The organism is Dryocola baronae (assembly GCF_051297175.1).
Lineage (GTDB): Bacteria > Pseudomonadota > Gammaproteobacteria > Enterobacterales > Enterobacteriaceae > Dryocola.
Map to the genome: position 1 here is coordinate 2270810 of NZ_JBINNY010000001.1, position 23256 is coordinate 2294065.

24 protein-coding genes are annotated in these 23256 nt (G+C 56.0%); 10 read left to right on the forward strand and 14 right to left on the reverse strand.

Features of this window, described 5'->3' with window-relative positions; translation table 11 throughout:
- Positions 1–208: 208 nt before the first annotated feature.
- Complete coding sequence (gene cfa / locus ACSPHG_RS10705; protein WP_435953437.1) at positions 209–1357, reverse strand: cyclopropane fatty acyl phospholipid synthase; 1149 nt, start codon at positions 1355–1357, stop codon at positions 209–211.
- A 295-nt stretch (positions 1358–1652) separates the two neighbouring features.
- The gene (punC, locus tag ACSPHG_RS10710; protein WP_435953439.1) at positions 1653–2855 is read right to left on the reverse strand and encodes a purine nucleoside transporter PunC; all 1203 of its coding nucleotides are present in this window, start codon (positions 2853–2855) and stop codon (positions 1653–1655) included.
- A 114-nt stretch (positions 2856–2969) separates the two neighbouring features.
- On the opposite strand from punC, the gene punR reads away from it, so the two are divergent.
- Positions 2970–3908: a DNA-binding transcriptional activator PunR gene (gene punR / locus ACSPHG_RS10715; protein WP_435953440.1), complete on the forward strand. Its 939-nt coding sequence runs from the start codon at positions 2970–2972 to the stop codon at positions 3906–3908.
- Here the strand turns inward: punR and purR are convergent.
- Positions 3905–4930 (reverse strand): HTH-type transcriptional repressor PurR, encoded by a 1026-nt coding sequence (gene purR, locus ACSPHG_RS10720; protein ID WP_435953441.1) that lies wholly within the window; start codon positions 4928–4930, stop codon positions 3905–3907. The genes punR and purR overlap by 4 nt on opposite strands.
- A gap of 292 nt (positions 4931–5222) precedes the next feature.
- Between purR and cydH the strand changes: the two genes are divergently transcribed.
- On the forward strand, positions 5223–5312 hold the full coding sequence (gene cydH, locus ACSPHG_RS10725) for a cytochrome bd-I oxidase subunit CydH (protein ID WP_435953442.1): 90 nt from the start codon (positions 5223–5225) through the stop codon (positions 5310–5312).
- A 197-nt stretch (positions 5313–5509) separates the two neighbouring features.
- On the opposite strand, the gene sodB is transcribed toward cydH, so the two are convergent.
- Both sodB and ACSPHG_RS10735 read right to left on the reverse strand, forming a co-directional pair.
- Positions 5510–6091, reverse strand: a complete 582-nt coding sequence (gene sodB, locus ACSPHG_RS10730; protein ID WP_435953443.1) for a superoxide dismutase [Fe] — start codon at positions 6089–6091, stop codon at positions 5510–5512.
- A 123-nt stretch (positions 6092–6214) separates the two neighbouring features.
- Positions 6215–7048 (reverse strand): C40 family peptidase, encoded by an 834-nt coding sequence (locus tag ACSPHG_RS10735; RefSeq protein WP_435953444.1) that lies wholly within the window; start codon positions 7046–7048, stop codon positions 6215–6217.
- 360 nt (positions 7049–7408) lie between these two features.
- On the opposite strand from ACSPHG_RS10735, the gene ACSPHG_RS10740 reads away from it, so the two are divergent.
- From ACSPHG_RS10740 to ACSPHG_RS10755, 4 genes are all read left to right on the forward strand, one after another.
- A complete protein-coding gene (locus ACSPHG_RS10740) occupies positions 7409–7753 on the forward strand; it encodes a Grx4 family monothiol glutaredoxin (RefSeq protein ID WP_435953445.1) in 345 nt (114 codons plus the stop codon).
- 137 nt (positions 7754–7890) lie between these two features.
- Positions 7891–9285 (forward strand): phenylalanine transporter, encoded by a 1395-nt coding sequence (gene pheP / locus ACSPHG_RS10745; RefSeq protein WP_435953446.1) that lies wholly within the window; start codon positions 7891–7893, stop codon positions 9283–9285.
- Positions 9286–9609: 324 nt separating this feature from the next.
- The gene (locus ACSPHG_RS10750; RefSeq protein ID WP_435953447.1) at positions 9610–11145 is read left to right on the forward strand and encodes a methyl-accepting chemotaxis protein; all 1536 of its coding nucleotides are present in this window, start codon (positions 9610–9612) and stop codon (positions 11143–11145) included.
- A gap of 103 nt (positions 11146–11248) precedes the next feature.
- The gene (locus ACSPHG_RS10755) at positions 11249–12154 is read left to right on the forward strand and encodes an EamA family transporter (protein WP_435953448.1); all 906 of its coding nucleotides are present in this window, start codon (positions 11249–11251) and stop codon (positions 12152–12154) included.
- 47 nt (positions 12155–12201) lie between these two features.
- Here the strand turns inward: ACSPHG_RS10755 and rnt are convergent, their stop codons facing one another.
- The 5 genes from rnt to eptA form a co-directional block, all read right to left on the reverse strand.
- Entirely contained in the window at positions 12202–12864 is a 663-nt protein-coding gene (gene rnt, locus ACSPHG_RS10760; protein ID WP_435953449.1) for a ribonuclease T, read from the reverse strand.
- Positions 12865–12961: 97 nt separating this feature from the next.
- On the reverse strand, positions 12962–13369 hold the full coding sequence (gloA, locus tag ACSPHG_RS10765; protein ID WP_435953450.1) for a lactoylglutathione lyase: 408 nt from the start codon (positions 13367–13369) through the stop codon (positions 12962–12964).
- 95 nt (positions 13370–13464) lie between these two features.
- Complete coding sequence (locus ACSPHG_RS10770) at positions 13465–14562, reverse strand: alkene reductase (RefSeq protein WP_435953451.1); 1098 nt, start codon at positions 14560–14562, stop codon at positions 13465–13467.
- A gap of 55 nt (positions 14563–14617) precedes the next feature.
- On the reverse strand, positions 14618–15217 hold the full coding sequence (locus tag ACSPHG_RS10775) for a TetR/AcrR family transcriptional regulator (protein ID WP_435953452.1): 600 nt from the start codon (positions 15215–15217) through the stop codon (positions 14618–14620).
- 72 nt (positions 15218–15289) lie between these two features.
- A complete protein-coding gene (eptA, locus tag ACSPHG_RS10780) occupies positions 15290–16918 on the reverse strand; it encodes a phosphoethanolamine transferase EptA (protein WP_435953453.1) in 1629 nt (542 codons plus the stop codon).
- 183 nt (positions 16919–17101) lie between these two features.
- Here eptA and ACSPHG_RS10785 point away from each other — a divergent pair, with 183 nt between their 5' ends.
- The 3 genes from ACSPHG_RS10785 (at position 17102) to sodC (ending at position 18898) form a co-directional block, all read left to right on the forward strand.
- The gene (locus tag ACSPHG_RS10785) at positions 17102–17341 is read left to right on the forward strand and encodes a DUF1289 domain-containing protein (RefSeq protein ID WP_435953454.1); all 240 of its coding nucleotides are present in this window, start codon (positions 17102–17104) and stop codon (positions 17339–17341) included.
- Between the two features lie 57 nt (positions 17342–17398).
- Positions 17399–18295 (forward strand): aldo/keto reductase, encoded by an 897-nt coding sequence (locus ACSPHG_RS10790; protein ID WP_435953455.1) that lies wholly within the window; start codon positions 17399–17401, stop codon positions 18293–18295.
- An 81-nt stretch (positions 18296–18376) separates the two neighbouring features.
- Positions 18377–18898, forward strand: a complete 522-nt coding sequence (gene sodC / locus ACSPHG_RS10795) for a superoxide dismutase [Cu-Zn] SodC (RefSeq protein WP_435953456.1) — start codon at positions 18377–18379, stop codon at positions 18896–18898.
- Position 18899: 1 nt separating this feature from the next.
- Here sodC and ACSPHG_RS10800 read toward each other — a convergent pair whose 3' ends face one another.
- From ACSPHG_RS10800 to ACSPHG_RS10810, 3 genes are read right to left on the reverse strand one after another with little or no spacing between them, the layout of a single operon-like run.
- Entirely contained in the window at positions 18900–20921 is a 2022-nt protein-coding gene (locus tag ACSPHG_RS10800) for an FUSC family protein (protein ID WP_435953457.1), read from the reverse strand.
- A 7-nt stretch (positions 20922–20928) separates the two neighbouring features.
- Positions 20929–21786, reverse strand: coding sequence for an efflux RND transporter periplasmic adaptor subunit (locus ACSPHG_RS10805; RefSeq protein ID WP_435953459.1), 858 nt, complete (start codon positions 21784–21786; stop codon positions 20929–20931).
- Positions 21787–21790: 4 nt separating this feature from the next.
- Positions 21791–22027 carry a DUF1656 domain-containing protein gene (locus ACSPHG_RS10810; RefSeq protein ID WP_435953460.1) on the reverse strand — a complete coding sequence of 79 codons (237 nt, stop codon included), beginning with the start codon at positions 22025–22027 and terminating at the stop codon, positions 21791–21793.
- A 175-nt stretch (positions 22028–22202) separates the two neighbouring features.
- Between ACSPHG_RS10810 and slyA the strand changes: the two genes are divergently transcribed.
- Entirely contained in the window at positions 22203–22643 is a 441-nt protein-coding gene (slyA, locus tag ACSPHG_RS10815; protein ID WP_435953461.1) for a transcriptional regulator SlyA, read from the forward strand.
- Positions 22644–22759: 116 nt separating this feature from the next.
- Here the strand turns inward: slyA and slyB are convergent, their stop codons facing one another.
- Positions 22760–23227 (reverse strand): outer membrane lipoprotein SlyB, encoded by a 468-nt coding sequence (gene slyB, locus ACSPHG_RS10820; RefSeq protein ID WP_435953462.1) that lies wholly within the window; start codon positions 23225–23227, stop codon positions 22760–22762.
- Between the last annotated feature and the right edge of the window lie 29 nt (positions 23228–23256).

The following is a 23256-nucleotide window of genomic DNA, read 5'->3' on the forward strand; positions in this document are numbered from 1 at the left end:
TGAAACAAAACGGAAACCGGTTTCCATGGAGGCAATGAAGAATTGCTAGCGGGATCAAAATCGTGAGGTTTATATCGGGGAAAATGTGATAGGGACCACTATTTTTGCAGATTTAAGTCAATTGGATAAGCGCAGGCCGCCATCCAACGCTATGCGGCGGGTATCGGCCTGCGCTACCCGCCTTCGAAAAGATGAAACAAAAGCCCGGTTAGCGAGGCACCCGCAGCCCGTTTTCAACGCCGCGGCTAAACACCACCTGCCAGAGCTGAATATCGCGGGCGCGAAACGCCCCGGCGCAGGCATTGAGGTAGTAGCTGAACATCCGTTTAAAGCGCTCGGAATAGTTATCGGCGATTTCCGGCCAGCAGGCGAGGAAGCGTTCATGCCACGCCATTAGCGTTTTATCGTAGTCCGCGCCGAAGTTGTGCCAGTCTTCCATCACGAAATGATTTTCGCTGGCGTCAGCAATCTGGCGCACGGACGGCAGACAGCCGTTAGGGAAGATGTACTTGTCTATCCACGCGTCGACGTTGTTATCGGTTTTGTTAGAGCCGATGGTGTGCAGCAGGAAGATGCCGTCCGGTTTTAAGTTGCGGTCAGCCACGTCAAAATAGGTGGCGTAGTTTTTCGGACCCACGTGTTCGAACATGCCCACGGAAACGATGCGGTCGAACTGCATGTCCAGGTCACGATAATCCTGCAGCAGAATGGTGACATCCAGCCCGGCACAGCGCTCCTGGGCCATTTTCTGCTGCTCGGCAGAAATGGTTACGCCATGCACCGCGACGCCATAGTTGCGCGCGGCAAACGCGGCCAGTCCGCCCCATCCGCAGCCGATATCCAGCAGCGTCATGCCAGGCTCAAGCTGAAGCTTATCGCAGATCATTTTGAGCTTGGCGTTTTGCGCCTCGCTGAGCGTGGTGGCGTCTTTCCAGTAGCCGCACGAATACTGCATATGTTCGTCAAGCATGCGGGAGAAGAGATCGTTCCCGAGGTCGTAATGCTCTTTGCCGACTATCCAGGCGCGTTTCTTACTTTGCAGATTGACGAGCCGGGCGGCGGCAATACGCAGGGTGTCTTTTAGATGGTGCGGGAGCTGATTTTCCAGCCCGGCGCGAATGACTTTGCTGAAAAAAATATCCAGGCGTTCACAGTCCCACCAGCCGTCCATAAAGCTTTCACCGAGACCGAGTGAACCCTCTTGCAGGACGCGTTTAAAAAAATCGGGGTGTTTGACTTGAACATCAAAAGGGTTAGGGCCATTGACGGTAATCCCTGCCCGGGTGAGCATTTCGTTCGCGATACGATACCATTCATTATCTCGTATGCTGACTTCTTCTATACACGATGAACTCATAGCTTCTCCATCACCTGTGTGACCAGAACCTTAAAACAGCGTAGACGCTATTTGCGGTATGTGAGAAATCGCACGGAAAATTCCGTGTGCCTGATATCCGACGTAGAACAGAGATAGGGGCTAGCGCCCGCAAAAAATGACTATCCAAAGATAAACGGGAACCCTGAGGCTCCCGTTAATGTATTCATTATAGTGATAATAATCGAGCCGGTAGTGAGTATATGCCCGACCGGCAGGTGATTCAACTGATTATTGTTAGCAAGCTAATTACGTATTTATTACATTATTGCCTGGGTTACTGTCCGTGCGAGGAGGAGGCCTCGGCGGTCTGCCAGGATTTCTCACGGCTGACGCGCTGCAGCAGATAGCCAAGCATCGCCAGCACCACGGTTGCCAGCATGACGCTGGTGGTGGTGAGCAGCGGGGTGGCGACCAGCCAGGAAACCATCAGGCTCGCGAAGAAGCACAGGCCCAGTTGCAGTGTGTTTTGCAGCGCGGCGGCCTTGCCCGTGGCCTGCGGAAACGGCAGCAGGGCGCTGGCAACCACGATCGGGTAAATCGCACCGTTCGCCATCGCCATGATGCAGAACGGAATAAGCAGCAGCGTCAGGTTAGCGTGGCCGCTGACGGCAACGGCCCAGGTGGCGAAAACGCTCAGCGTGTAGAGCGCCAGCAGCCACGGCAGCATCTGCTTGCCCTGCCATTTTTGCAGCGCGCTGCGGCAGCCGTAGCCGCCAATCAGGAAGGCGACGGTCTGCGGCATATAGCTCAGGCCAATCGCTGCCGGGCTGTAGCCCATGGCGTTAAGGATGAACGGCGAACCGGTAAGCCATGCGAAGAAGCTCGCGGAACAGGCGGCGTAAACCAGCACGTTGCCGCTATAAACGCGCGAGCGCAGCAGGGAAAGGAAGCTCACGCGGTTTTCATCGGTCTGCGGATGATGCTGGGTGCGCGGCTTAAGGCGCAGCGTTGGGATCATCAGCAGCAGGGTGATGGCGAACAGGGTGGCGAAAATAGCCTGCCATTCGAAGTGGTTGAGGATCCAACTGCCCAGCAGCGGAGCCAGCGCCGGGGAAAGCCCGACCAGCGGCATAATCGTGGCGAAGATGCGGTTAGCACGGCTTGCCGGATAGTAGTCGGTCACCAGTGCCTGCCAGCTAACGGCCGCGGAACATACGCCCACCGCCTGAATAAAGCGCAGCACGAGCAGCGCGGTTGCGCTTTCGACCCACAGCATGCCGATGCAGCTTACGGCGAAAATACCTAAACCAATCAGCAGAACCGGTTTACGCCCGAAGCGATCGGACATCGGTCCCCACATCAGCTGCGCGAAGGCGAAGCCCGCCAGGAACAGGCTCAGGCTTGCGCTGACGGCGGAGGCTTCGGTGTTCAGATCCTGCTGGATAGCGGCAAAGGCTGGCAGATACATATCGGTGGCGAGGAACCCCAGCACGCTCAGCCCGGCCAACCAGATAAGAAATCCTTTTGATGGTTGCATAATTTTCTCTTGAGTTATTTGCAGGTTAATAGCGGCGAGAGTGTACGGAGTGCAAACCGGCTTGTGAAACGCTAATATTTGTAGATTGCGTTCAAAAAATTTGCAGGCAGAAATATGTGGTCAGAATATTCGCTGGAAGTCATAGACGCCGTGGCGCGTAACGGCAGTTTTAGCGGCGCGGCGCAGGAGCTGCACCGTGTCCCTTCTGCCATCAGCTATACGGTGCGGCAGCTCGAGGACTGGCTGGCCGTTCCGCTGTTTGAGCGCCGCCACAGGGACGTTGAGCTTACGCCCGCCGGGGCCTTCTTTTTAAAGGAAGGACGTTCTGTTATCAAAAAAATGATGACGACGCGGCAACAGTGCCAGCAGATCGCTAACGGATGGCGCGGGCACCTGGCTATCGCCGTCGATAATATCGTCAAGCCCGAGCGCACGCGCCAGCTGGTGCTGGATTTCTATCGCCACTTCCCTGATATCGAACTGCGCGTTTTTCAGGAGGTGTTCAACGGCGTGTGGGACGCGCTGGCCGACGGGCGGGTAGAGGTCGCGATTGGCGCAACACAGGCCATTCCGGTGGGTGGACGGTACGCGTTTCGCGATATGGGCGCGCTGAGCTGGCGCTGCGTGGTGGCAGCGGAACACCCGCTGGCGCAGCGTGAGGGCGCGCTGAGCGACGAGGAGCTGCGTTCGTGGCCTTCGCTGGTACTGGAGGATACCTCCCGCTCGTTGCCAAAACGCATCACCTGGCTGCTGGACAACCAGCATCGCGTCGTGGTGCCGGACTGGGAGTCAGGATCGGACTGCCTGAGCGCGGGGCTGTGTATCGGCATGGTGCCGTCGCATATCGCCAGACCCTGGCTTGTCAGCGGCGCGTGGCGAGAGCTGGCGCTGGAGAACCCGTTTCCGGACGCGGCCTGCTGCCTGACCTGGCGGCAAAATGACGCCTCTCCGGCACTGAGCTGGCTGCTAGATTATCTGGGGGATAGCGAGACGATGAATCAGGAGTGGTTAAGGGAGCCTGAAGCGGGACTTCAGGCTCGGACGGAGGATTAACGGCGGTAGTCGCGGAACGGCCCGTCCGCTACGGAACGGCGCTCAATCAGGCGAGGATGAACTTCAATCATCTGCGACTCTTCGCGTTTATTCACTATGCGGTCAAGCAGCATGTTGAAGGCCGTTTCGCCCAGCGTCTCTTTTGGCTGATGAATGGTGGTCAGCGCCGGGGAGAAATAGCGGGCGTTGCGCACGTTGTCATAGCCGATAATTGAGATATCCTGCGGCACGCGCAGGCCCATTTCGTCCGCTGCACAAATCGCGCCCATGGCCATAATATCGCCGCCGCAGAAGACGGCGGTAGGGCGATGGGACTGGCCGAGGATCTGCTGCATGGCGCGGTAGCCGGATTCCGGCTCGAAATCGCCCTGGACTATCCAATTTTCCGGAATGGCGATTTTCGCCTCTTCCAGCGCCTTCATAAAGCCAGCATGGCGGCCGCCGCCGGTATTACGTTCCATCTGCCCGGGAATGGCGCCGATTTCACGGTGGCCGCGTTCGATAAGATAACGCCCGGCCAAATAGCCGCCGTGGAAGGCGTTATCAACCACGGAGTCGGTGAAGTCCGCGCGCGCTTCGCCCCAGTCCATGACCACCATCGGAATATGGCGATACTCTTCAAGCATGGTCAGCAGGGTATCCGGGTATTCTGAGCACATCACCAGCAGGCCGTCGACGCGCTTTTGCGCCATCATCGACAGGTAGGCGCGCTGCTTTTCGAAGTTGTTGTGCGCGTTGCCAAGAATCAGGGTGTAGCCCTTTTCAAAGCAGCTGTTTTCCACCGCTTCAATGATTTCGGCGAAATAGGGTGCTTCGCTGGAGGTGGCAAGCAGGCCAATCGTTTTGGTGTGATTAACTTTCAGGCTGCGCGCAACGGCGCTCGGCGAATAGTGTAATTCTTTGATAGCCGCCCAGACCGCGTTGCGCGTTTCTTCCGCCACAAAACGGGTTTTGTTAATAACATGTGACACGGTTGTAGTGGAAACGTTTGCGCGTTTCGCCACGTCCTTGATTGTCGCCATTAGATGTCACTCCAGGCCATATCGTAAACTCCTGATAATTCGTCTGTTAAACGTTTGCGTTCGCTAACTCCTGGGCAACTTTTGGGCTGCGGCATGTCGGGAAGGCGACATAAAACGGGAGGAGGGCGTTGAATTGATTGTACGCAGTAAATTAGCGAGGGATTTTGGCTTATCTTTTCTCAAAGTGGAAGAGGGAAAACCAATATCATCATAAATCCAGGAGGATTTTTGCCGCTGATTGTGGGAAAATCACGCTACACACCGTTTGTAGGGTATTAAAAGGAGATTAACGATGAGCACCGATCTGAAATTTTCCGTCATCACCACGGTTATCGTTCTGAGCCTGATTGTTGCAGGTGCCTTAACCGCCGTTCTGCACTGATTTAAAGAGGCCGCGTTTGCGGCCTTAATTTTTTGTTTTTTGTCGGATGGCGCTGCGCTTATCCGACCTACGGAAGGCCGATGAACGGTGGGGCGAATAATCATTATGTCGGATGGCACTTCGTTTATTCGACCTACAGATTTGGCATTTAGTAGGGTGAATAAGCGCTAGCGCCATCCACCAAAAACCACCGACTCTTAAGCCGCCAGGTTTTTCGCTACAAATTCCCAGTTCACCAGCGCCCAGAAATGCTCAAGATAGTTAGGGCGGGCGTTGCGGTAATCGATGTAATAAGCATGTTCCCACACGTCTACCGTCAGCAGCGGCTTCGCGTCGGTTGTAAGCGGCGTGCCCGCGTTTGAGGTCGAAACGATAGCCAGGCTGTTGTCCGGGCGCTTCACAAGCCAGGTCCATCCCGCGCCGAAGTTCTTCACTGCTGCGTCGGTAAACTGCTGTTTAAATTCCGCAAAGCTGCCAAATGAAGCGTTGATGGCGTCCAGCACAACGCCCGTTGGTTCGCCGCCCGCGTTGGGTGCCAGGCAGTTCCAGTAAAACGTGTGGTTCCACACCTGCGCTGCGTTATTGAACACGCCGCCTTCAGAAGTGCGCACGATCTCTTCCAGTGATTTACCCTCAAACGCGCTGCCCTTCACCAGATTGTTCAGGTTAGTGACGTAGGTTTGATGATGTTTGCCGTAATGGTATTCCAGCGTTTCTGCGGAGATATGGGGAACCAGTGCATCTTTCGCATACGGTAATGCAGGTAATTCGAACGACATTGCAAACTCCTTATTATTTTGAACACAGCTAAATAACCACATTTAGTGTGGCTTTAGGGTAACAAATTGAAAGGATAAGCAAAAGGAGAAGAAACCCTGCCCGTTGAAGGGCAGGGGGAGGGATTAACGAATGGTTTTTGGCGTCATGACGCGTTTCGCGCCGACATAGTGGCGCTGCCAGTAGTCTTCGCTAAGCGAGGTAATCTGGATGTCGCGACCGCTGCGCGGGGACTGGATGAACTTGCCGTTGCCGACGTAAACGCCAACGTGATCGGCTGTGCCGCGCCCCTGGGTGCGGAAGAAGACCAGATCGCCGCTTTCCAGTTCGCCACGGTTAACCGATGCGGCATCGCGCAGGTGGTACATTTCATTGGCGGTGCGCGGAATGCGGAACTTAACCAGGTCTTTATACGCGTAATAAACCAGACCGCTGCAGTCGAACCCGGTGCGAGGCGAGGTGCCACCCCAGCGGTACGGTTTGCCTATCTGGCCCATCAGTTTGTTCATCGCCGTTTTCTGCGCTTTCTGCACGCGGACCTTGTGGGCCTGGGCAATCGTCAGATTTTTATCGCCTTTCACCGTCACGCATTTGGCTTTGTGGCCTTTGCGCGCTTTGGTGCACTGTTTGGTTGAAGCGATGGCTGAGGTTTTAGCAGGCTTAGCGGTTTTTAAAGAAGATTTTTTACTGGAGTTTTTTGCGAGGGTTTTGCTTTTAACGGCTGGCGTAGTTTTCGCTGTTTTCTTCTTTTCCGTAGCGGCTGCTTTCTTAGTGGATTTCTTGGTAGAGATGGAACTGGTTTTTTCTTTTCCTTTGCTCGCTTTTGCCGTGCTCTTCGCCGCGTGGGCTTTGTGAGCAGCAACAGGCCGCGCGTGCTCAGACGCGTGAGTCAAAGGTGTATAAGGCAAGGTAAATAGCAGAGCACAGAGCGTGATAGAGATTTTTGTTATCCGCGCCACTCGACAATCCCCTGATAAATGAAGGCACGATGAAGACCATCATGCCTGCGTATGATTTTTCGAAACCCGCCGATTCTAATGCATATACCGCATTAAAGTTAATAACCTTTTTGTATCGAGGCCGGGTTTCGTTACCGTGCGCAAAAAATTTAACCAATTATAGGCTTAGAAGGCGATTTATTGATCGAGTATTGGGCATTTTGCAGATTGGCGTACCTGGGAAAAGTGTTATTCTTAAAACATGTTTAGCATTCCCCATGCGGTCGGAAATAACCCTGCAAATTTTGGTGTTTTCTGGTGGGGGCGCAACTCGCTACAATGGCAGGCTACTGCCGTAAAAAGGTTTGAGGAAGCAAGACAATGAGCACAATCGAAAAAATCCAGCGCCAGATCACAGAGAACCCGATTCTTCTCTATATGAAAGGCTCCCCGAAGCTGCCTAGCTGCGGTTTCTCCGCCCAGGCGGTACAGGCGCTTTCCGCATGCGGCGAGCGTTTTGCCTACGTGGACATCCTGCAAAACCCTGATATTCGCGCAGAGCTGCCAAAATACGCAAACTGGCCGACCTTCCCGCAGCTGTGGGTTGACGGCGAGCTGGTTGGCGGCTGCGACATCATCATCGAGATGTACCAGCGCGGCGAACTGCAGACGCTGATCAAAGAAACCGCTGAGAAACACAAGTCAGAAACGCCTGACGCTGAGTAAGCCTCGCGTCTAAAAGCGTACAGATGAAAACCGGTTGCCGCAGGGCGCCGGTTTTTTTTGCCATTTTCATCTTCTTGCCACTCCTGCCTTCAAGTGTTAAAAGGTGCCCCCTTGATTGAAATACACAGGAGAAAGGCGTGACCAACACGTCAACGGCGGCAAAGCCGCAGGGCCAGGAAGCTGCGCCAGAAAATGAACAGACCCTCAAACGTGGCCTGCAAAACCGCCATATCCAGCTTATTGCCCTCGGTGGCGCAATCGGCACCGGACTGTTTCTGGGCATAGGTCCAGCGATTCAGATGGCCGGGCCTGCGGTCCTGCTGGGCTACGGCGTGGCCGGTATTATCGCCTTTCTGATTATGCGTCAGCTCGGCGAAATGGTTGTTGAAGAGCCGGTATCCGGTTCGTTTGCGCACTTCGCCTTTAAATACTGGGGCCCATTTGCCGGTTTCTTATCCGGCTGGAACTACTGGGTGATGTTTGTGCTGGTGGGCATGGCGGAATTAACCGCCGCCGGTATCTACATGCAGTACTGGTTCCCCGAGGTGCCAACCTGGACGTGGGTCGCGCTGTTCTTCGTGATTATCAACGCCGTCAACCTGGTTAACGTGCGCCTGTATGGCGAGATGGAATTTTGGTTTGCGCTGATCAAAGTGCTGGCGATTGTCGGCATGATCGGTTTTGGCGTCTGGCTGCTGGCTTCCGGGAACGGCGGCGAGCGGGCCAGCATCGAAAACCTGTGGCAGTACGGCGGGTTCCTGGCGACCGGCTGGCACGGGCTGATTCTTTCGCTGGCGGTGATCATGTTTTCCTTTGGCGGTCTTGAGCTGATTGGCATCACCGCCGCCGAGGCCAGCTCGCCGCAGACCACCATTCCGAAAGCCGTCAACCAGGTGGTTTACCGTATTCTGCTTTTCTACATCGGTTCGCTCGTCGTGCTGCTTTCGCTCTATCCGTGGGTGGAAATCAAGTCCAGCAGCAGCCCGTTTGTGATGATATTCCACGAGCTGGACAGCAACATCGTTGCCTCCGCGCTTAACTTTGTCATTCTGGTGGCCTCGCTGTCCGTCTATAACAGCGGCGTTTATTCAAACAGCCGTATGCTGTTCGGACTGTCGATTCAGCGCAACGCGCCAGCGTTTCTGGCTAAGGTAAACCGTGGCGGGGTGCCGGTGAATTCGCTGATCCTGTCCGGGGCAATTACCTCGCTGGTGGTGTTGCTGAACTATGTTCTGCCGCACGACGCCTTTGGGCTGCTGATGGCGCTGGTGGTGGCAACGCTGCTGCTTAACTGGATCATGATTTCGATGGCGCACCTGAAGTTCCGCGCGGCCATGCGACGTGAGGGTAAAGATACACAGTTTAAAGCGCTACTGTACCCGCTGGGTAACTATCTGTGCATCGCCTTTATGCTGATGATTCTGGCGCTGATGTGCAGCATTCCGGATATGCGCGTGTCGGCGATGCTGCTGCCGGTTTGGATCCTCGTTTTGTTCGGCGCGTTCAAATTAATGCGCCGCAAAGTCGCGTAGTATTCTTAACCTTACGCTTCCCGCATTTAAACCGATGCGGGAAGCGTCATAAATATGAAATAAAAGAAACGGCCTAATTTAGATTAAGGAAATATATTATTTTGCTCTTTTGAATTGCCATTACAGATATTTCACAATTAATAATTAATTTACTGACAATTCAATTTTCATATCGCCCAGATCTAAAATCCCCTTTCCAGAATGCTGAAATTGGAAGAATATATCGCCGCTCACAGCCTTGCGCTGTAAGGCCTCATAACAAATTAGTCTTTCATTTGCCACGCTCTGTGGCTTTCTGTCTTCATTTCACAGCATGGGATTCGTATGAGAACAAATAACCCTGTCTCTCAGCATGAGTATCTTCTGAAAGAAGGAGAGGCATTAATGTCGACGACCGACGTTCATAGCCATATAACTTATGCCAACACCGCCTTTATTAAGGCCTGCGGATTCAAGGAAGAAGAATTAATTGGCGAGGCGCATAACCTTATCCGCCATCCTGATATGCCTGCGGAAGCCTTTGCCGATATGTGGTCCACGCTGCATCAGGGAGACAGCTGGACGGGAATGGTAAAAAATCGCTGTAAAAATGGTGACCATTACTGGGTACGGGCAAACGTAACGCCCGTCTACCATGACGGCAGGCTGACCGGATATATCTCGGTGCGCACCGTGCCGGGCAGGGACGAGGTGAAGGCAAGCGAGGAGCTTTATAAAGCGGTCAGGGATAAGCGCGCCGGGCATCTGCGCTTTTATAAGGGGCTGGTGGTTGGCCGCGGCTGGAAGAGTATTTTCTCCGTCTTCCAGCGTTTATCGCTCTCAAAACGCCTCACCGGCGCGATGCTTATTCCCGCGTTCGTGACGGCCGCGCTGCCGTTTACCCGCTTAAATGCTGGCGTGCAGGCTGCCATAGCCATCGGCCTGTTTCTCATTATCAATCTGCTATTACAGCGGCAGGTCGCGAAGCCGGTGAGCACGATTGTTCAACAGATGCAGAAAATTGTCTCAGGGCAGCACGCCGATCTGGTGCATTTCAACCGGGTTGATGATATCGGCCTGCTGATGCGGCTGGTGAACCAGTCGGGGCTGAACCTGCGCTCGCTGGTGGACGACGTCGGCACGCAGATTGGCGGCATCGGCGATATCACCCAGCAGCTGGCAACCAGCAGCAAAGCGATGAGCGAACGCACCGACGAAACCTATGCCCATCTGCAGCAGACCGCTGCGGCTATCGAAGAGATTTCAGGTGCCGTGGAACAAACGGCGGATACCTCGGCGCAAACCGCGAAAATGGCGGAGCAGGCGAGCGTGATGGCGGCGCAGGGCGAGGAGATGATGAAGAAAACGTTGGGCATGATGGAGTCGATGGCGCAGGCGAGCCAGCATATCGTCGAGATCATCAGCGTTATCGACCAGATTGCCTTCCAGACGAATATTCTCGCGCTGAACGCTGCGGTTGAAGCGGCACGTGCGGGCGTATCGGGCCGGGGCTTTGCGGTGGTTGCGGCAGAGGTGCGTAACCTTGCTCAGCATTCCGCAACGGCCGCCAAAGAGATCAAAAACCTAATCGATAACAACGTGGCGAGCGTCGGCTCCGGCGTGGGGATGGTAAAAAACGCCGAGAAGCATATCAGCGAGATGGCGGCGGAAATCGTGCGGATGACGGCGCTGGTCAGGGAAATTGGCGACGCGACGCGGGAACAGACCAGCGCGCTGTCGCTTATCAACCGCTCCGTCGAGCGTATCGGCACCATGACGCAGAACAACGCCGATATGGTGGTCAACGCCGGGGCGGTGGTGGAAAACCTCAACCAGCGCACGGTGCGCCTGAGCAGCGCTATCGGCGTGTACGGCAGTTAATCTTGCTATACCGGGCATAACGCGTTGTTATGTCCGGCATCTAATCCGGTTCAAATTACGCTATCATGCCGTCCTGGAAATCAGTCAATAAAGGATCGGGGTCATGAGCGTAAGTCGGAAAGGAATGCTGTATGTACTGTTTGCGGCGGTTCTGTGGGGCAGTTCGGGCGTTTGCGCCCAGTACATCATGGAGCAAAGCCACATTTCCTCCGAGTCGCTCACCATGCTGCGCCTGCTATTTTCCGGTTTGATCCTGCTCATGCTGTCGTTTATGCACGGCGATAAAATCTTCGCGATATTTAAGCAGCGCGAGGACGTGATTTCGCTGCTGATTTTCACCTTCTTCGGCGCGCTGACGGTGCAGCTCACTTTCCTTTTGACCATCGAGAAATCCAACGCCGCCACGGCGACCATCCTGCAATTTCTTTCGCCGACGATTATCGTGGCCTGGTTTGCGCTGGCGCGTAAAAAGCGCTCCGGAAAGTTTGTCTTTGCCGCCATCGGCACCTCGCTGATTGGTACCTTTTTGCTGGTTACGCACGGCGACCCGACGTCTATTTCCATTTCGACCGGCGCGCTGTTCTGGGGAATCGCCTCCGCGTTTGCCGCGGCGTTTTACACGACCTATCCCTCAAGGCTGATTGCGCGTTACGGAACGCTGCCTATCGTCGGCTGGAGCATGCTACTGGGCGGTGCAATGCTGGTGCCGTTTTACGCAAGCCAGGTCGGCAGTTTTACCGCGAGCGGCGGCGTGCTGTTTGCCTTCTTCTACCTGGTGGTGGTGGGGACGGCCATTACCTTCAGCCTGTATCTGACCGGCGCGCAGATGATCGGCGGGCCAAAGGCCAGCATTCTGAGCTGCGCGGAACCCTTGAGCAGCGCGTTGCTCTCGCTGCTCCTGCTGGGCGTGACGTTTACCCTGCCGGACTGGCTGGGCACGCTGCTGATTATCTCTTCGGTGATTCTGATTTCGCTGGATTCGCGCGGCAGGCTGCACGCTAAGAATTGATTAAAACTGGGAGGAGCGGGTAGCCGTAGCGCTACCCGACAGGAATATTACTCTTCTGAATCGGCCTGCTCGCCCATCGACGGCATCGGCCAGCCGCCAAGACGCTTCCAGCGGTTGACGATTTCGCAGAATAAGAGGGCGGTTTGCTCTGTATCGTACAGCGCGGAGTGCGCCTGGCTGCTGTCAAACGGCATGCCCGCCGCGATGCAGGCTTTTGCCAGCACGGTCTGGCCAAGCGCCAGGCCGCTAAGTGCAGCGGTATCGAAGGTCACAAACGGGTGGAAGGGGTTGCGCTTGAGCGAGGCGCGTTCTGCCGCCGCCATCATGAAACCGTGATCGAACGTCGCGTTGTGCGCCACCATAATCGCCCGGTTACAGCCGGTATCCTTAATGCCTTTACGCACCATTTTGAAGATGGCGTGCAGGGCTTCGTATTCGCTGACGGCACCACGCAAGGGGTTGTGCGGGTCGATACCGTTGAAGGCCAGCGCTTCGGGCTGGAGGATAGACCCTTCAAAAGGCTCGACGTGGAAATGCAGGGTTTCGTCAGGCATTAGCCAGCCGTCCGCATCCATTTTTAAGGTGATGGCGGCAACTTCCAGTAACGCGTCGGTTTTGGCGTTAAACCCGGCGGTTTCAACGTCAATCACTACCGGATAAAAGCCACGGAAACGGTCGCACAGGCCATTCAATTGCGTGTTGTCAGACATCAGGATCTCTTAAGTACTGGGAAATTGCAGCGCGCATTATGGCAAATTTCAGAAGGGGTTGCAGCAACGGGCGCAGTCCGCGCCCGTTAACAGGGTATTAGTTACCCAGGCCAAGACCTGCATCTTTGCTTTCAATCAGTTCGATTTTGTAACCGTCCGGATCTTCAACGAAGGCGATGACCGTGCTGCCGCCTTTAACCGGGCCAGCTTCACGGGTGATGTTGCCGCCGCTTTTACGGATGCGTTCGCAGGCTTCTGCAGCGTTATCCACGGCGAGCGCGATGTGCCCGTAAGCGGTGCCGAGATCGTAGCTGTCTACGCCCCAGTTGTAGGTCAGCTCGATAACCGCTTCTTCGGTTTCCGGGCCGTAGCCGACGAAAGCGAGCGAGTATTTGTACTCGGTGTTTTCACTGGTGCGCAGCAGGGTCATGCCCAGCACTTTGGTGTAAAAATCGATGGAGCGTTGCAGGTCGCCAACGCGCAGCATGGTATGAAGTAAGCGCATAAATTCCTCTTAGAATTAAACGTTTATCACGAGAAAACGTTCTTAAAATGTGAGGTAAGTATAGCGGCGTTTGCGCGCCGCTATCAATGGAAGGGTTATAAAGTTGGGTAATCCGTGTAGCCTTCCGCGCCGCCGCCGTAGAATGATTCCGGGCGCTGCGGGTTCAGCTCTGCTTTTCGATGCAGGCGTTCGACGAGATCCGGGTTGGCGATGTAATCGCGGCCAAAGGCTACGGCATCAATCAGGCCTTTAACGATCAGGTCTTCGGCTTTTTCCGGCGTGTACGCACCGGCACCAACAATCACGCCGCTGAAGCGATCGCGCACTTTCTGGCGGAACGCTTCGGTATACGGCTGGCCGCCGGCCCAGTCTGGTTCAGACATGTGCAGGTAGGCGATGCCGCGCTTGCTCAGCTCTTCAATCAGATACAGCGCGTCCGCTTCTTCGTCCGGGCCGTTATCGACGTTCTGGAAGGTGCCGATTGGCGACACGCGAATGCCGATGCGATCAGCGCTCCACTCTTTGCTCACCGCATCAACCACTTCCAGCACCAGGCGTGCGCGGTTTTCGCGGCTGCCGCCGTATTCGTCGGTACGATGGTTAGAGGTTGGCGACAGGAACTGGTGCAGCAGGTAGCCGTGCGCGGAGTGCAGCTCAACGAGGTCGAAGCCCGCGTCGCGAGCGTTACCCACGGCCTGACGGAAATCGTTCACGATGCCGGGGATCTCTTCGATATCCAGCGCGCGCGGCATTGAGGTGTCGACGCGGATCGCGTTGCCATTTTCGTCACGCAGCGAGGTACGGGTACCCGCCGAAATGGCGGACGGTGCGACTGGCGCTTCGCCGTTCGGCTGAATGCTGGAGTGGGAGATACGTCCGGTGTGCCATAGCTGAACGGCGATACGGCCTTTTTCAGCGTGTACGCCCGCGGTGATTTTCTTCCACGCTTCGATTTGTTCCGGGCTGTGCAGGCCAGGCGCGCCTTCATAGCCTTTTGCCTGAGCGGAAATCTGCGTGGCTTCGCTGATGATAAGGCCGGAGCTTGCGCGCTGGCGGTAGTATTCGGCCATCAGTGGGGTAGGGATGTCACCCGGTACGATGCTGCGCAAACGCGTCAGCGGAGCCATGAAAATACGGTTTGGCGTGGTAATCGCACCCACCTTGAGTGGGGTAAACAGTTTGTCTGCTGACATGGCGTATCCTTGAGTAGACCGGTCGTCTAGTAAGTGGGTAAATAAAAAGAGCCCGTCAGGAGACAGGCTCCGCAATCAAACGATTCACGTAGATAAAGGCGCTTTCCAGCGGCACCGCGCTGCGTGAAATCTTCGCCTGCAGGCTGGCACCCAGCCACAGAGCATAAATAGTTTGCGCAAGGCTTAGCGCGTCGCCGTCAATCGACAGGCTCTTTTCCGCCTGGCCTTTCTCCAGCGCGTTGGCCAGCTGCTTAATGATCTGCGCCGCGCCGTTGTCCAGCGCGCCGCGCATATCTTCGGACAGATCGCAGACCTCAGCAGAAAGCTTGACCGTTAGGCAGCTAATCAGGCGGCTGTGCTGGCAAAAATAGGTCAGCGCCTCCTGATACCAGCCGAGCAGTTTCTCACGGTAGTTGCCCGGCCCCTGGCAGAAATGCTGCTGCAAACGCTGGTTGTAGCCTTCGTAATAGCGCTCCAGCATCACCACGCCAAACGCCTCTTTCGAGCGGAAGTAGTGGTAGAAGGAGCCTTTCGGCACTTCGGCGGTGCGCAACAGTTCGCTTAACCCCATGCCCACAAAACCGCGTAGCAGGCAAAGCTGCTCGCCGGTGGCAAGAAGATGTTCGCGAGTGTCATGGGCTGGGTTTCTGTTCATGGCGTTCACTGTAATAGACCAATCAGTCTAGTGCAAGGCGCGGCGACCGTTTTTTTATCGGTCGCCTGCCCGTTACGCTTTGCGACAGCTGGCAAGAATATCCATATTTGATTGATATACAGATGTTTTTATATTCATCATGCCGAGCATCGTTGAGAAGATATTATCCTGCGAAACGTCGCTGCTGACCGCTTTCTTCGCCAGACAGTCCTGGTTGACGGCATAATTTTGCTGGTAGTCCTTTGACAGCCAGAACAGGAACGGGATGTGCGTCTGCTGCGAGGGCGCGAGCATGTAGGGCGTGCCGTGCAGGTAAATACCGCTTTCGCCCAGCGATTCGCCGTGGTCAGAGAGGTACACCAGCGCGGTGTTGAATTTACCATCGCGCGCCTTGAGCTTATCGATAGTGCGGCTCACCACGTCATCGGTATACAGGATCGTATTATCGTAGGTGTTAATCAGCGCCTGGCGATCGCAGTCCTGAATCTGGTTGCTGTCGCAGGTTGGCGTAAATTTGCGGAATTTATCCGGATAACGCTGGTAATAGGCAGGCCCGTGGCTGCCCATCAGGTGCAGCACGATAACCGAATCCTGCTGCACGCCGTCCAGCACGTTGTCGAGGCGGTGCAGAAGCGCGTCGTCAAGGCAGGACTGGCTTTTGCACAGGCTGTCCAGCTTCCACTGGGTCATATCGGTGTGCGGGATGCGGTTACAGGCTCCCTTGCAGCCGCCGTCGTTATCGCGCCACAGGAGGTTGACCCCCGCGTGGGCCAAGACGTCCATCAGGCCTTCCTGGTGGCGGGCTAAATCCGCATCGTACCTGCTGCGCGGCATCCCGGAGAACATGCAGGGAACTGAAACGGCGGTTTCCGTGCCGCATGACGTTGCTTTCGGAAAGTAGATAACGCCCTGTTTGTTCATTTCAGGGTTGGTTTCGCGAGCGTAGCCGCCTAGAGAATAGTTTTCCGCGCGGGACGCCTCGCCCACCACCAGAATCACCACCGTTTTCTTCTTCTGCTGGCCGATGACCGGGCCTTTATGGGCATCTTCGCCTATTTTGATCAGCGTTTGATCGCCCGCGAACCAGCGCTCTTTGCTGTAGCGGCTAATCGCGCTGATGTAGTTGGCCGGCGTCACCATTTTCACCACGCCCTTGTTGTTGCGGAACAGCGAGGCGTAATCCTTATAGAACACCGAGGCGACGAGAATAATCACCAGCAGCGCGGCCAGCACGCTGACCAGGCGCGTGAGCAGGGTATGCCACCAGCGGGCGGGTTTGATTTTGATAGCCGCAAGGATCAGCGCCGGGATTAGCCCCGCAAGCGCCAGCCACATCAGCAGTTGCGGCGTAACGAGCGCCACGGCCTCCTGCGAGTCGGTTTCAAACACGTTGACCATCATGCTTTTATCGATGACGGCGCCGTAGGTGAACATAAAGTAATTGCTTGCGGCGCAGCCCAGCACTAGCAGCACCAGCAGCGGCTTACGCAGCCACGGAAGATTGATAACGCTAAAAATAGCCAACCAGCCGCAGAAAAGCACCACCGGTACCGTCACGGCAAACAGCCAGCCGTGCAGCGAGTCGGGGGCAATAATCTGCCAGCTACGGCGAATAAACAGCGAGTTGATTAAGGTGAAAAAGAGCGCACAGCAAAGATTAAACTTCGAGTCGTTACACTGTAACTTTTTAATGAATTCCATGACTGCCAAAGCTGAATATTGAGATTGGGCACATGATGGCGCGGGAAGATTAGGTGAACCTTAATTTATTCATGGTTATCACTATTTTTCCAAAAACCTGTGCGACAAAAATAGACTATTGCCACTTGCGTCCAGGCGTATGTGCGACTTCACTTACAGAAGTATGGGTAACGGGGGACGCGAGTGGCAGAGCAGCTAGAGTTTTTTCCAATTCAAAGCCCGTGTCGCGGCATCTGCCAGTCGGATGAACGCGGCTTCTGCCGTGGCTGCATGCGCAGCCGGGACGAGCGGTTTAACTGGCAGAAGATGAGCGATACCCAAAAGCAGGACGTTCTGCGCCTGTGCCGCCAGCGCCTTCTGCGTAAGTTACGCGCAAACAAAGCATCTTCACCTGAAGAACCGCAGCAACCCTCACTTTTTTAATCATCCAACCCCGTTATACTCCGTCGCAGATTTTTCCCTTATTGAGGTCATGCTTTTATGGTACAGCGCATTACGATTTCCCCGCAGGGTCCGGAGTTTTCACGTCTGGTGATGGGCTACTGGCGTTTGATGGAGTGGAACATGTCGCCGCGCCAGCTCGCGAGCTTCATTGAAGAGCACGTTGAGCTTGGCATTACGACCGCCGATCATGCCGATATCTATGGTGGCTACGCCTGCGAAGCGGCCTTCGGTGACGCGATGCGCCTGGCGCCGCATTTACGCCAGAAAATGGAGATCGTCACAAAATGCGGCATCGCCACCACGGCGAATCCCGACCACGCCCTGGGTCACTACATTACCGACCGCAGCCACATCGTCAGCAGCGCTGAAGCCTCGCTGCAAAAGCTGGCGACGGATTATCTGGATTTGCTGCTTATTCACCGCCCCGATCCTTTGATGGACGCGGACGAGGTGGCGGAAGCCTTCACCGCGCTGCATCAGAGCGGCAAGGTGCGCCATTTCGGCGTTTCCAACTTCACGCCCGCGCAGTTCGCGCTGTTGCAGTCACGCCTGCCGTTTACGCTCGCCACGAACCAGGTTGAGATTTCACCGGTGCATCAGCCCACCATTCTCGACGGCACGCTGGATCAGTGCCAGCAGCTGCGCATCCGCCCGATGGCCTGGTCCTGCCTCGGCGGCGGCAGCCTGTTTAACGATGAGGCCTACCAGCCGCTGCGCGACGAGCTGCAGGCCGTGGCCGATGAAATGGGCGCGCAGACCATCGAGCAGGTAGTGTACGCGTGGGTGATGCGCCTGCCGTCGAAGCCGCTGCCGATTATCGGCTCCGGTAAAATTGAACGCGTGCGCTCGGCGATTCACTCTCTGTCGCTGGAGATGAGCCGCCAGCAGTGGTTCCGCATTCGCAAAGCGGCGCTGGGATACGACGTGCCTTAATTCTGAAAAACCGTCGCCTCCCGGTGAAAACTGCGCCCGTGGCCTATGCTTAACAGGCGAAAAAACAACCCGGGAGGTAACATGAAGCGTTTTAGCCTGGCTTTACTCGCGCTTGTCGTCTGTTCTGCGGCGCATGCGGCAAGCGAAAAAGTAGAATTGAATCTCGTCACCCCGAAGGGTATTGGCGACCCCGTTGGCGCGGTCACCATCAATGAAACCGACAAGGGCCTTGAGTTTGTTCCTGATCTGCGCACGCTCCCGCCGGGTGAACACGGATTCCACGTTCACGCCAAAGGTACCTGCGAACCAGCCTTAAAAGACGGTAAACCTTCTGCGGCGGAAGCGGCGGGCGGCCATCTCGACCCTGAACATACCGGCAAACATCTTGGGCCTGAAGGCATAGGCCACCTTGGCGATCTGCCTGTGCTGGTGGTCAATAATGACGGTAAGGCAACCGAACCCGTTACGGCGCCGCGGCTTAAAAAACTGGCTGACGTAAAGGGTAAGGCGCTGATGATTCACGTTGACGGCGATAATATGTCCGACAGTCCTAAACCGCTCGGCGGCGGCGGAGCACGCTACGCCTGCGGTGTGATTCACTGATTCAGCTGCCGCCCGTCAGCGTACCGACCGGCGGCGCCTGCTCCAGCTGCGACAGCGAGCAGTACAAACGCCAGATTATCCCCGCCAGGTCGCGCGCGGCCGGGTTAGGGTGATGCGACAGGCTGTCGCAGATCCTCTGTAGTTCACGTAGCGCTTCCCCAAGCGGCCTCTGCTGCACCCCTCGTTCACTCATCACGTCCCGCAGGGTATGAATGCAAACATCGCGCACGTTGGACAACGGGTCTGAGCGCGATTCCCAGCCGCGCAGCTGCCACACCACGTGCGAGCAGTTCAGCAGCACCACGCCCCAGCGCAGCAGCCAGCGCCGCGCCGTTTCATCCTTACTGTTACTCAGCTGGCTGATGTGGTGATAAACCAGCGACTCAAACTGGTTTTCGTTGCGCTGCGGCCTGCGGCTCAGCTGGTCGACGAAGCCGCGTCGCAGGGAGCGAATATGGCGGCGGCTCTTGCGGGTGTCGGAGCTTGGGCGCAGCACGGAAAAGGCCACCCACGACAGCCCGACGCCGATCACCTTCGCGAGGTTATCGTTGAGGAAATCCGCAAAGTCATAAACTGGCGGATTGGTTACCGCGATGAACGAGCCCATAAACACGATTAGCTGGCCCCACAGCCCGGCAAGCTTCGGCTGCTGCAGCTTCATCAGCTGCAGGGTGGCGAGCAGCGGGAAGAGGAACAGCAGGAACTGCCACAGGTCGGTTATCTGCACCATCAGGCCGAACTTCACCAGGAAGCTGAACAGCGACAGCCACAGCAGGGTGCGCATCAGCAGGGTCAGCGAACCGAGCGGCGAGGCGACCGAGGAGTACAGCACGCAGCTAATCGCCGCGAGCGTAAGGGCACCGCCCGCCGCATCCCACTGGGTGCCGATGCCCCACGCGCCGGTGACGGTAATCACGCAGAAGGTGCGCAGCGCGCTCCACATCGCTTCAGCGTTATCCGTGTGGCGCGCCAGCGACGGCGTTTTCGGCGGCGTTAAGACAGAAACCGGCGTGGCGTTTTCCAGCTCGCGCAGCCAGCGGCTGCTGTCGAGATATAGCCAGCAGAAGTAGCGCAGCCGGTGCCAAAACGCCTGGTGGCGATAGTCGTTCGGATCGGTTGGCGCGATTTGCTGTAGCAGGCGAGCCACGCTGTACTTATGGGTTTCCGGGCGCGCCAGCTCTTTAAGCAGCGCGTCGAGCAGGGGCCAAAGGTGCTCCGGTGGATTCGGCCAGTTGAGCAGCATGCGGCGCAGGCCTGAAATCACGCTCGTGAGGCGCAACTGCTGGTGGAGAAGGTAGTTCAGCAGGTTATTCTGGCGACGAAAGCGGTAGTGGCTCCAGAATGCCTGAATGCGCAGCAGGTTCATGGTCAGGATCTGGCCGATAACGCCTTCGTGCGCGGTGCGAATGGCATCGGTGGTTTCAGCCTTCCAGAGCAGGCTTGCGTGCTCCAGCAGGCGGGCGTGCATGTTTCTCAGCGCGGTCAGCAGGGTGGTGCCGTCCGAGGTGCTCGGCAGCACCATCATCATAAATCCGCCACACAGAATGCCGACGACCACTTCACAAACGCGCGCCTGGGCGATGTCCCACAGCTCGGTGGATTCGACGGTATTGATCATCGGAAATGCGATAATTGCCGCCGTGTACCCGGCCAGCATAAACGCATAGGCGACGTTATTCTGGAAATGGCTGGAAACCCAGGTACAGAGCGCAAGCCAGGCGGCCATCGTCAGCAGAAAGAGCCACGGGTCGTTAAGCGTATTCCCCGCGATAATCAGCGCAGCGGTAGCGCCAATAAAGCTGCCGACGATGCGTCCGAGGCTTTTACTGACCACGCCGCCGACGGTAGGAAAGCTCACTACCGCGGCGGAAGTCATCGCCCAGTAAGGCTCATCGAGATTCAGACAATAGGCGAAAGTCAGCGCCAGGCACATCGCGATGGCGTTGCGCAGGGCGTAGCGCCACTGTCCGGCGGTTGCCTTACCCCACGGCGAGTTGTGCCATTCAAGCCAGCTCAGTTTCATCTTCGGCTCAGTGCTGAATGGTGACGGTGCAGGTGGTGCCGGAAACCAGCGTCACGCCCTGCGGAATGCTGTCCAGCTTGATGCGTACCGGCACCCGCTGCGCGAGGCGCACCCACGGCACGTTGGGCTTAATATCGGGAACCAGGTCGCTTTCGCTTTCGATGCTCTGATCGTATATGGCGCGCCCGATGCTTTCGACCCTGCCGGAGAGCGGCTGGTGCCCGCTATAGAGTACGATGTTGGCGACGTTGCCTGGCTGAATGTGGCGCAGCTTGGTTTCTTCGAAATAGCCGACGACATAGAACGAATCGCTGTCGACCAGCGCGAAGACGGGCTGCCCGGTGGTCGCGTAATTGCCGGTGCGGGTAGAGAGGTTGGTCACCCAGCCGTCGACCGGGGCTTTTACCGTGGTCTGGCTGATTTGCCACTGCGCCTGTTCGAGCGTGGCCTGGGCGGCTTTGACGGCGGCCTGCGAGGCTTTGACATTGATATTCGCCGTGTCCATGTCTTCGGCTGAAATGTAGTTGCGCGGCAGATTATGGCGACGATTGGCCTCGTTGCTGGCCTTTGCTAATTCTGACTGTGCCTGCGCCAGCTGTGCCTGGGCATTCAGCTCGGCAATGTGGTAGGGGGTGGCGTCGATGGTAAACAAAACGGTGCCCGCTTTCACAAACTGGTTATCGAAAACGTTGAGTTTTGTAATGGTTCCCGACACCTGTGGGGTTATGCTGACCTGCTCCGCGCGGACCTTCCCGTCTCGCGTCCAGGGGGATTGCATGTAATAATTCCAAAGTAGCCAGCCAACAACGAGCGCTACCGCGAAGACCAGCAGGGTAGAAAAATACTTTAAAGTTTTAAAATTCATGTTGTTACCATACAACCAGAATGACAAGAGCCGCGCTTACCGACAGGGCAAACAGCGAGAGATCCATAAGAGTGGGGTGCCATATCTCGCCCGAATACATCCAGTCCCGCAAAAGACGGTGTAGAACGAGCCAGATGAAAAAGCCTATCATCACCGCTTTAAACAGAGGGGGGAAGTAGATGGAGGCGCCTACTATCAGATCCTGGACGGGTAGACCGGATGCGGTAAATGCGAAGCTCACGTCGGATAATCCTTTAAATATCGGGGATGACTGCCGTTTCCCCTGACTAAGTTGTAATATGAAAGTGTAGCTGGTTGCATAACATCAGCAAAAGTAAGGGATTTGTTTTTAAAAATTAAAGCCTGCACAATAGTCTAAAATCAGTATAATAAGTTAGCAAGCTAATTATAAGGAGATGAAATTGGAATCGCCATTAGGATCAGATCTGGCCCGCTTGGTGCGCATTTGGCGTGCTCTGATTGACCATCGCCTGAAACCTCTTGAATTGACGCAGACACACTGGGTTACGCTGCATAATATCCATCAGCTGCCGCCCGATCAGTCACAGATTCAGTTGGCCAAAGCGATTGGCATCGAGCAACCTTCACTGGTCAGAACGCTCGACCAACTGGAAGAGAAAGGGTTGATATCGCGCCAAACCTGCGCGAACGACCGCCGGGCGAAGCGAATCAAGCTTACCGATCGCGCCACGCCAATCATTACCGAGATGGAAAACGTCATCAATCACACGCGTGGGGAAATCTTATCTGGCATCAGTTCTGAAGAGCTGAGCCAGTTGATCAACCTGATTAGCCGCCTCGAGCAGAATATTATCGATCTGCAGACCAAGGGCTAAGCGTTGGCGCGGATCGTCAAAAACTTCACTTCACGGTGAAGTTTTTTAAGATTGCCACGTCGGTGTTGGAGACATAAAAAAGGCCTGCTAAGCAGGCCTTTTAAACATTCAATGGATTAACGCGGGGAAACGGTCAGCTGGTTACCGCTGCCGGCAATCGCAACGCGCTGGCCTGCAGCGAATTTGGTCGCGCCCTGTTTCTGCACAACCATGATGCTGTTACCGTCGTCTTTACGGATTTCCAGCTCAACGCCCTGGCTTTTGTTAACCGCACCCTGAACGCCCTGGCCCGCAACGCCACCCGCTACGGCACCCGCAGCGGTTGCCAGTGAACGACCGGTGCCGCCGCCGACGGTGTTACCCAGGAAGCCGCCAAGTACCGCACCGCCGATGGCACCAATGACGTTTGAGTCATCACCGCCCTGGATCTGGACCGGACGTACGTGGACCACGGTGCCGTAAGTTACGCTCTGCACCTGCTTGGCATCAGAAGCCTTGTAGACGTCACCGGACAGCGAGCTGTCGTTAACACAACCAGCCAAAGACAAGCCAACCAACGATACAACCAGTACACGTGAAATCATTTATGAATCTCCTGTTCATCTGGAAACGC

Coding starts and splice junctions, on each gene's coding strand:
- ACSPHG_RS10775 (WP_435953452.1), bottom strand. CDS start 15,217: ATGAACAGAAACCCAGCCCATGACACTCGCGAACATCTTCTTGCCACC.
- eptA (WP_435953453.1), bottom strand. CDS start 16,918: ATGGAATTCATTAAAAAGTTACAGTGTAACGACTCGAAGTTTAATCTT.
- rnt (WP_435953449.1), bottom strand. CDS start 12,864: ATGTCTGACAACACGCAATTGAATGGCCTGTGCGACCGTTTCCGTGGC.
- sodC (WP_435953456.1), top strand. CDS start 18,377: ATGAAGCGTTTTAGCCTGGCTTTACTCGCGCTTGTCGTCTGTTCTGCG.
- cydH (WP_435953442.1), top strand. CDS start 5,223: ATGAGCACCGATCTGAAATTTTCCGTCATCACCACGGTTATCGTTCTG.
- ACSPHG_RS10770 (WP_435953451.1), bottom strand. CDS start 14,562: ATGTCAGCAGACAAACTGTTTACCCCACTCAAGGTGGGTGCGATTACC.
- slyA (WP_435953461.1), top strand. CDS start 22,203: ATGAAATTGGAATCGCCATTAGGATCAGATCTGGCCCGCTTGGTGCGC.
- ACSPHG_RS10755 (WP_435953448.1), top strand. CDS start 11,249: ATGAGCGTAAGTCGGAAAGGAATGCTGTATGTACTGTTTGCGGCGGTT.
- purR (WP_435953441.1), bottom strand. CDS start 4,930: ATGGCGACAATCAAGGACGTGGCGAAACGCGCAAACGTTTCCACTACA.
- gloA (WP_435953450.1), bottom strand. CDS start 13,369: ATGCGCTTACTTCATACCATGCTGCGCGTTGGCGACCTGCAACGCTCC.
- slyB (WP_435953462.1), bottom strand. CDS start 23,227: ATGATTTCACGTGTACTGGTTGTATCGTTGGTTGGCTTGTCTTTGGCT.
- ACSPHG_RS10750 (WP_435953447.1), top strand. CDS start 9,610: ATGAGAACAAATAACCCTGTCTCTCAGCATGAGTATCTTCTGAAAGAA.
- ACSPHG_RS10805 (WP_435953459.1), bottom strand. CDS start 21,786: ATGAATTTTAAAACTTTAAAGTATTTTTCTACCCTGCTGGTCTTCGCG.
- punC (WP_435953439.1), bottom strand. CDS start 2,855: ATGCAACCATCAAAAGGATTTCTTATCTGGTTGGCCGGGCTGAGCGTG.
- sodB (WP_435953443.1), bottom strand. CDS start 6,091: ATGTCGTTCGAATTACCTGCATTACCGTATGCGAAAGATGCACTGGTT.
- ACSPHG_RS10740 (WP_435953445.1), top strand. CDS start 7,409: ATGAGCACAATCGAAAAAATCCAGCGCCAGATCACAGAGAACCCGATT.
- ACSPHG_RS10790 (WP_435953455.1), top strand. CDS start 17,399: ATGGTACAGCGCATTACGATTTCCCCGCAGGGTCCGGAGTTTTCACGT.
- cfa (WP_435953437.1), bottom strand. CDS start 1,357: ATGAGTTCATCGTGTATAGAAGAAGTCAGCATACGAGATAATGAATGG.
- ACSPHG_RS10800 (WP_435953457.1), bottom strand. CDS start 20,921: ATGAAACTGAGCTGGCTTGAATGGCACAACTCGCCGTGGGGTAAGGCA.
- punR (WP_435953440.1), top strand. CDS start 2,970: ATGTGGTCAGAATATTCGCTGGAAGTCATAGACGCCGTGGCGCGTAAC.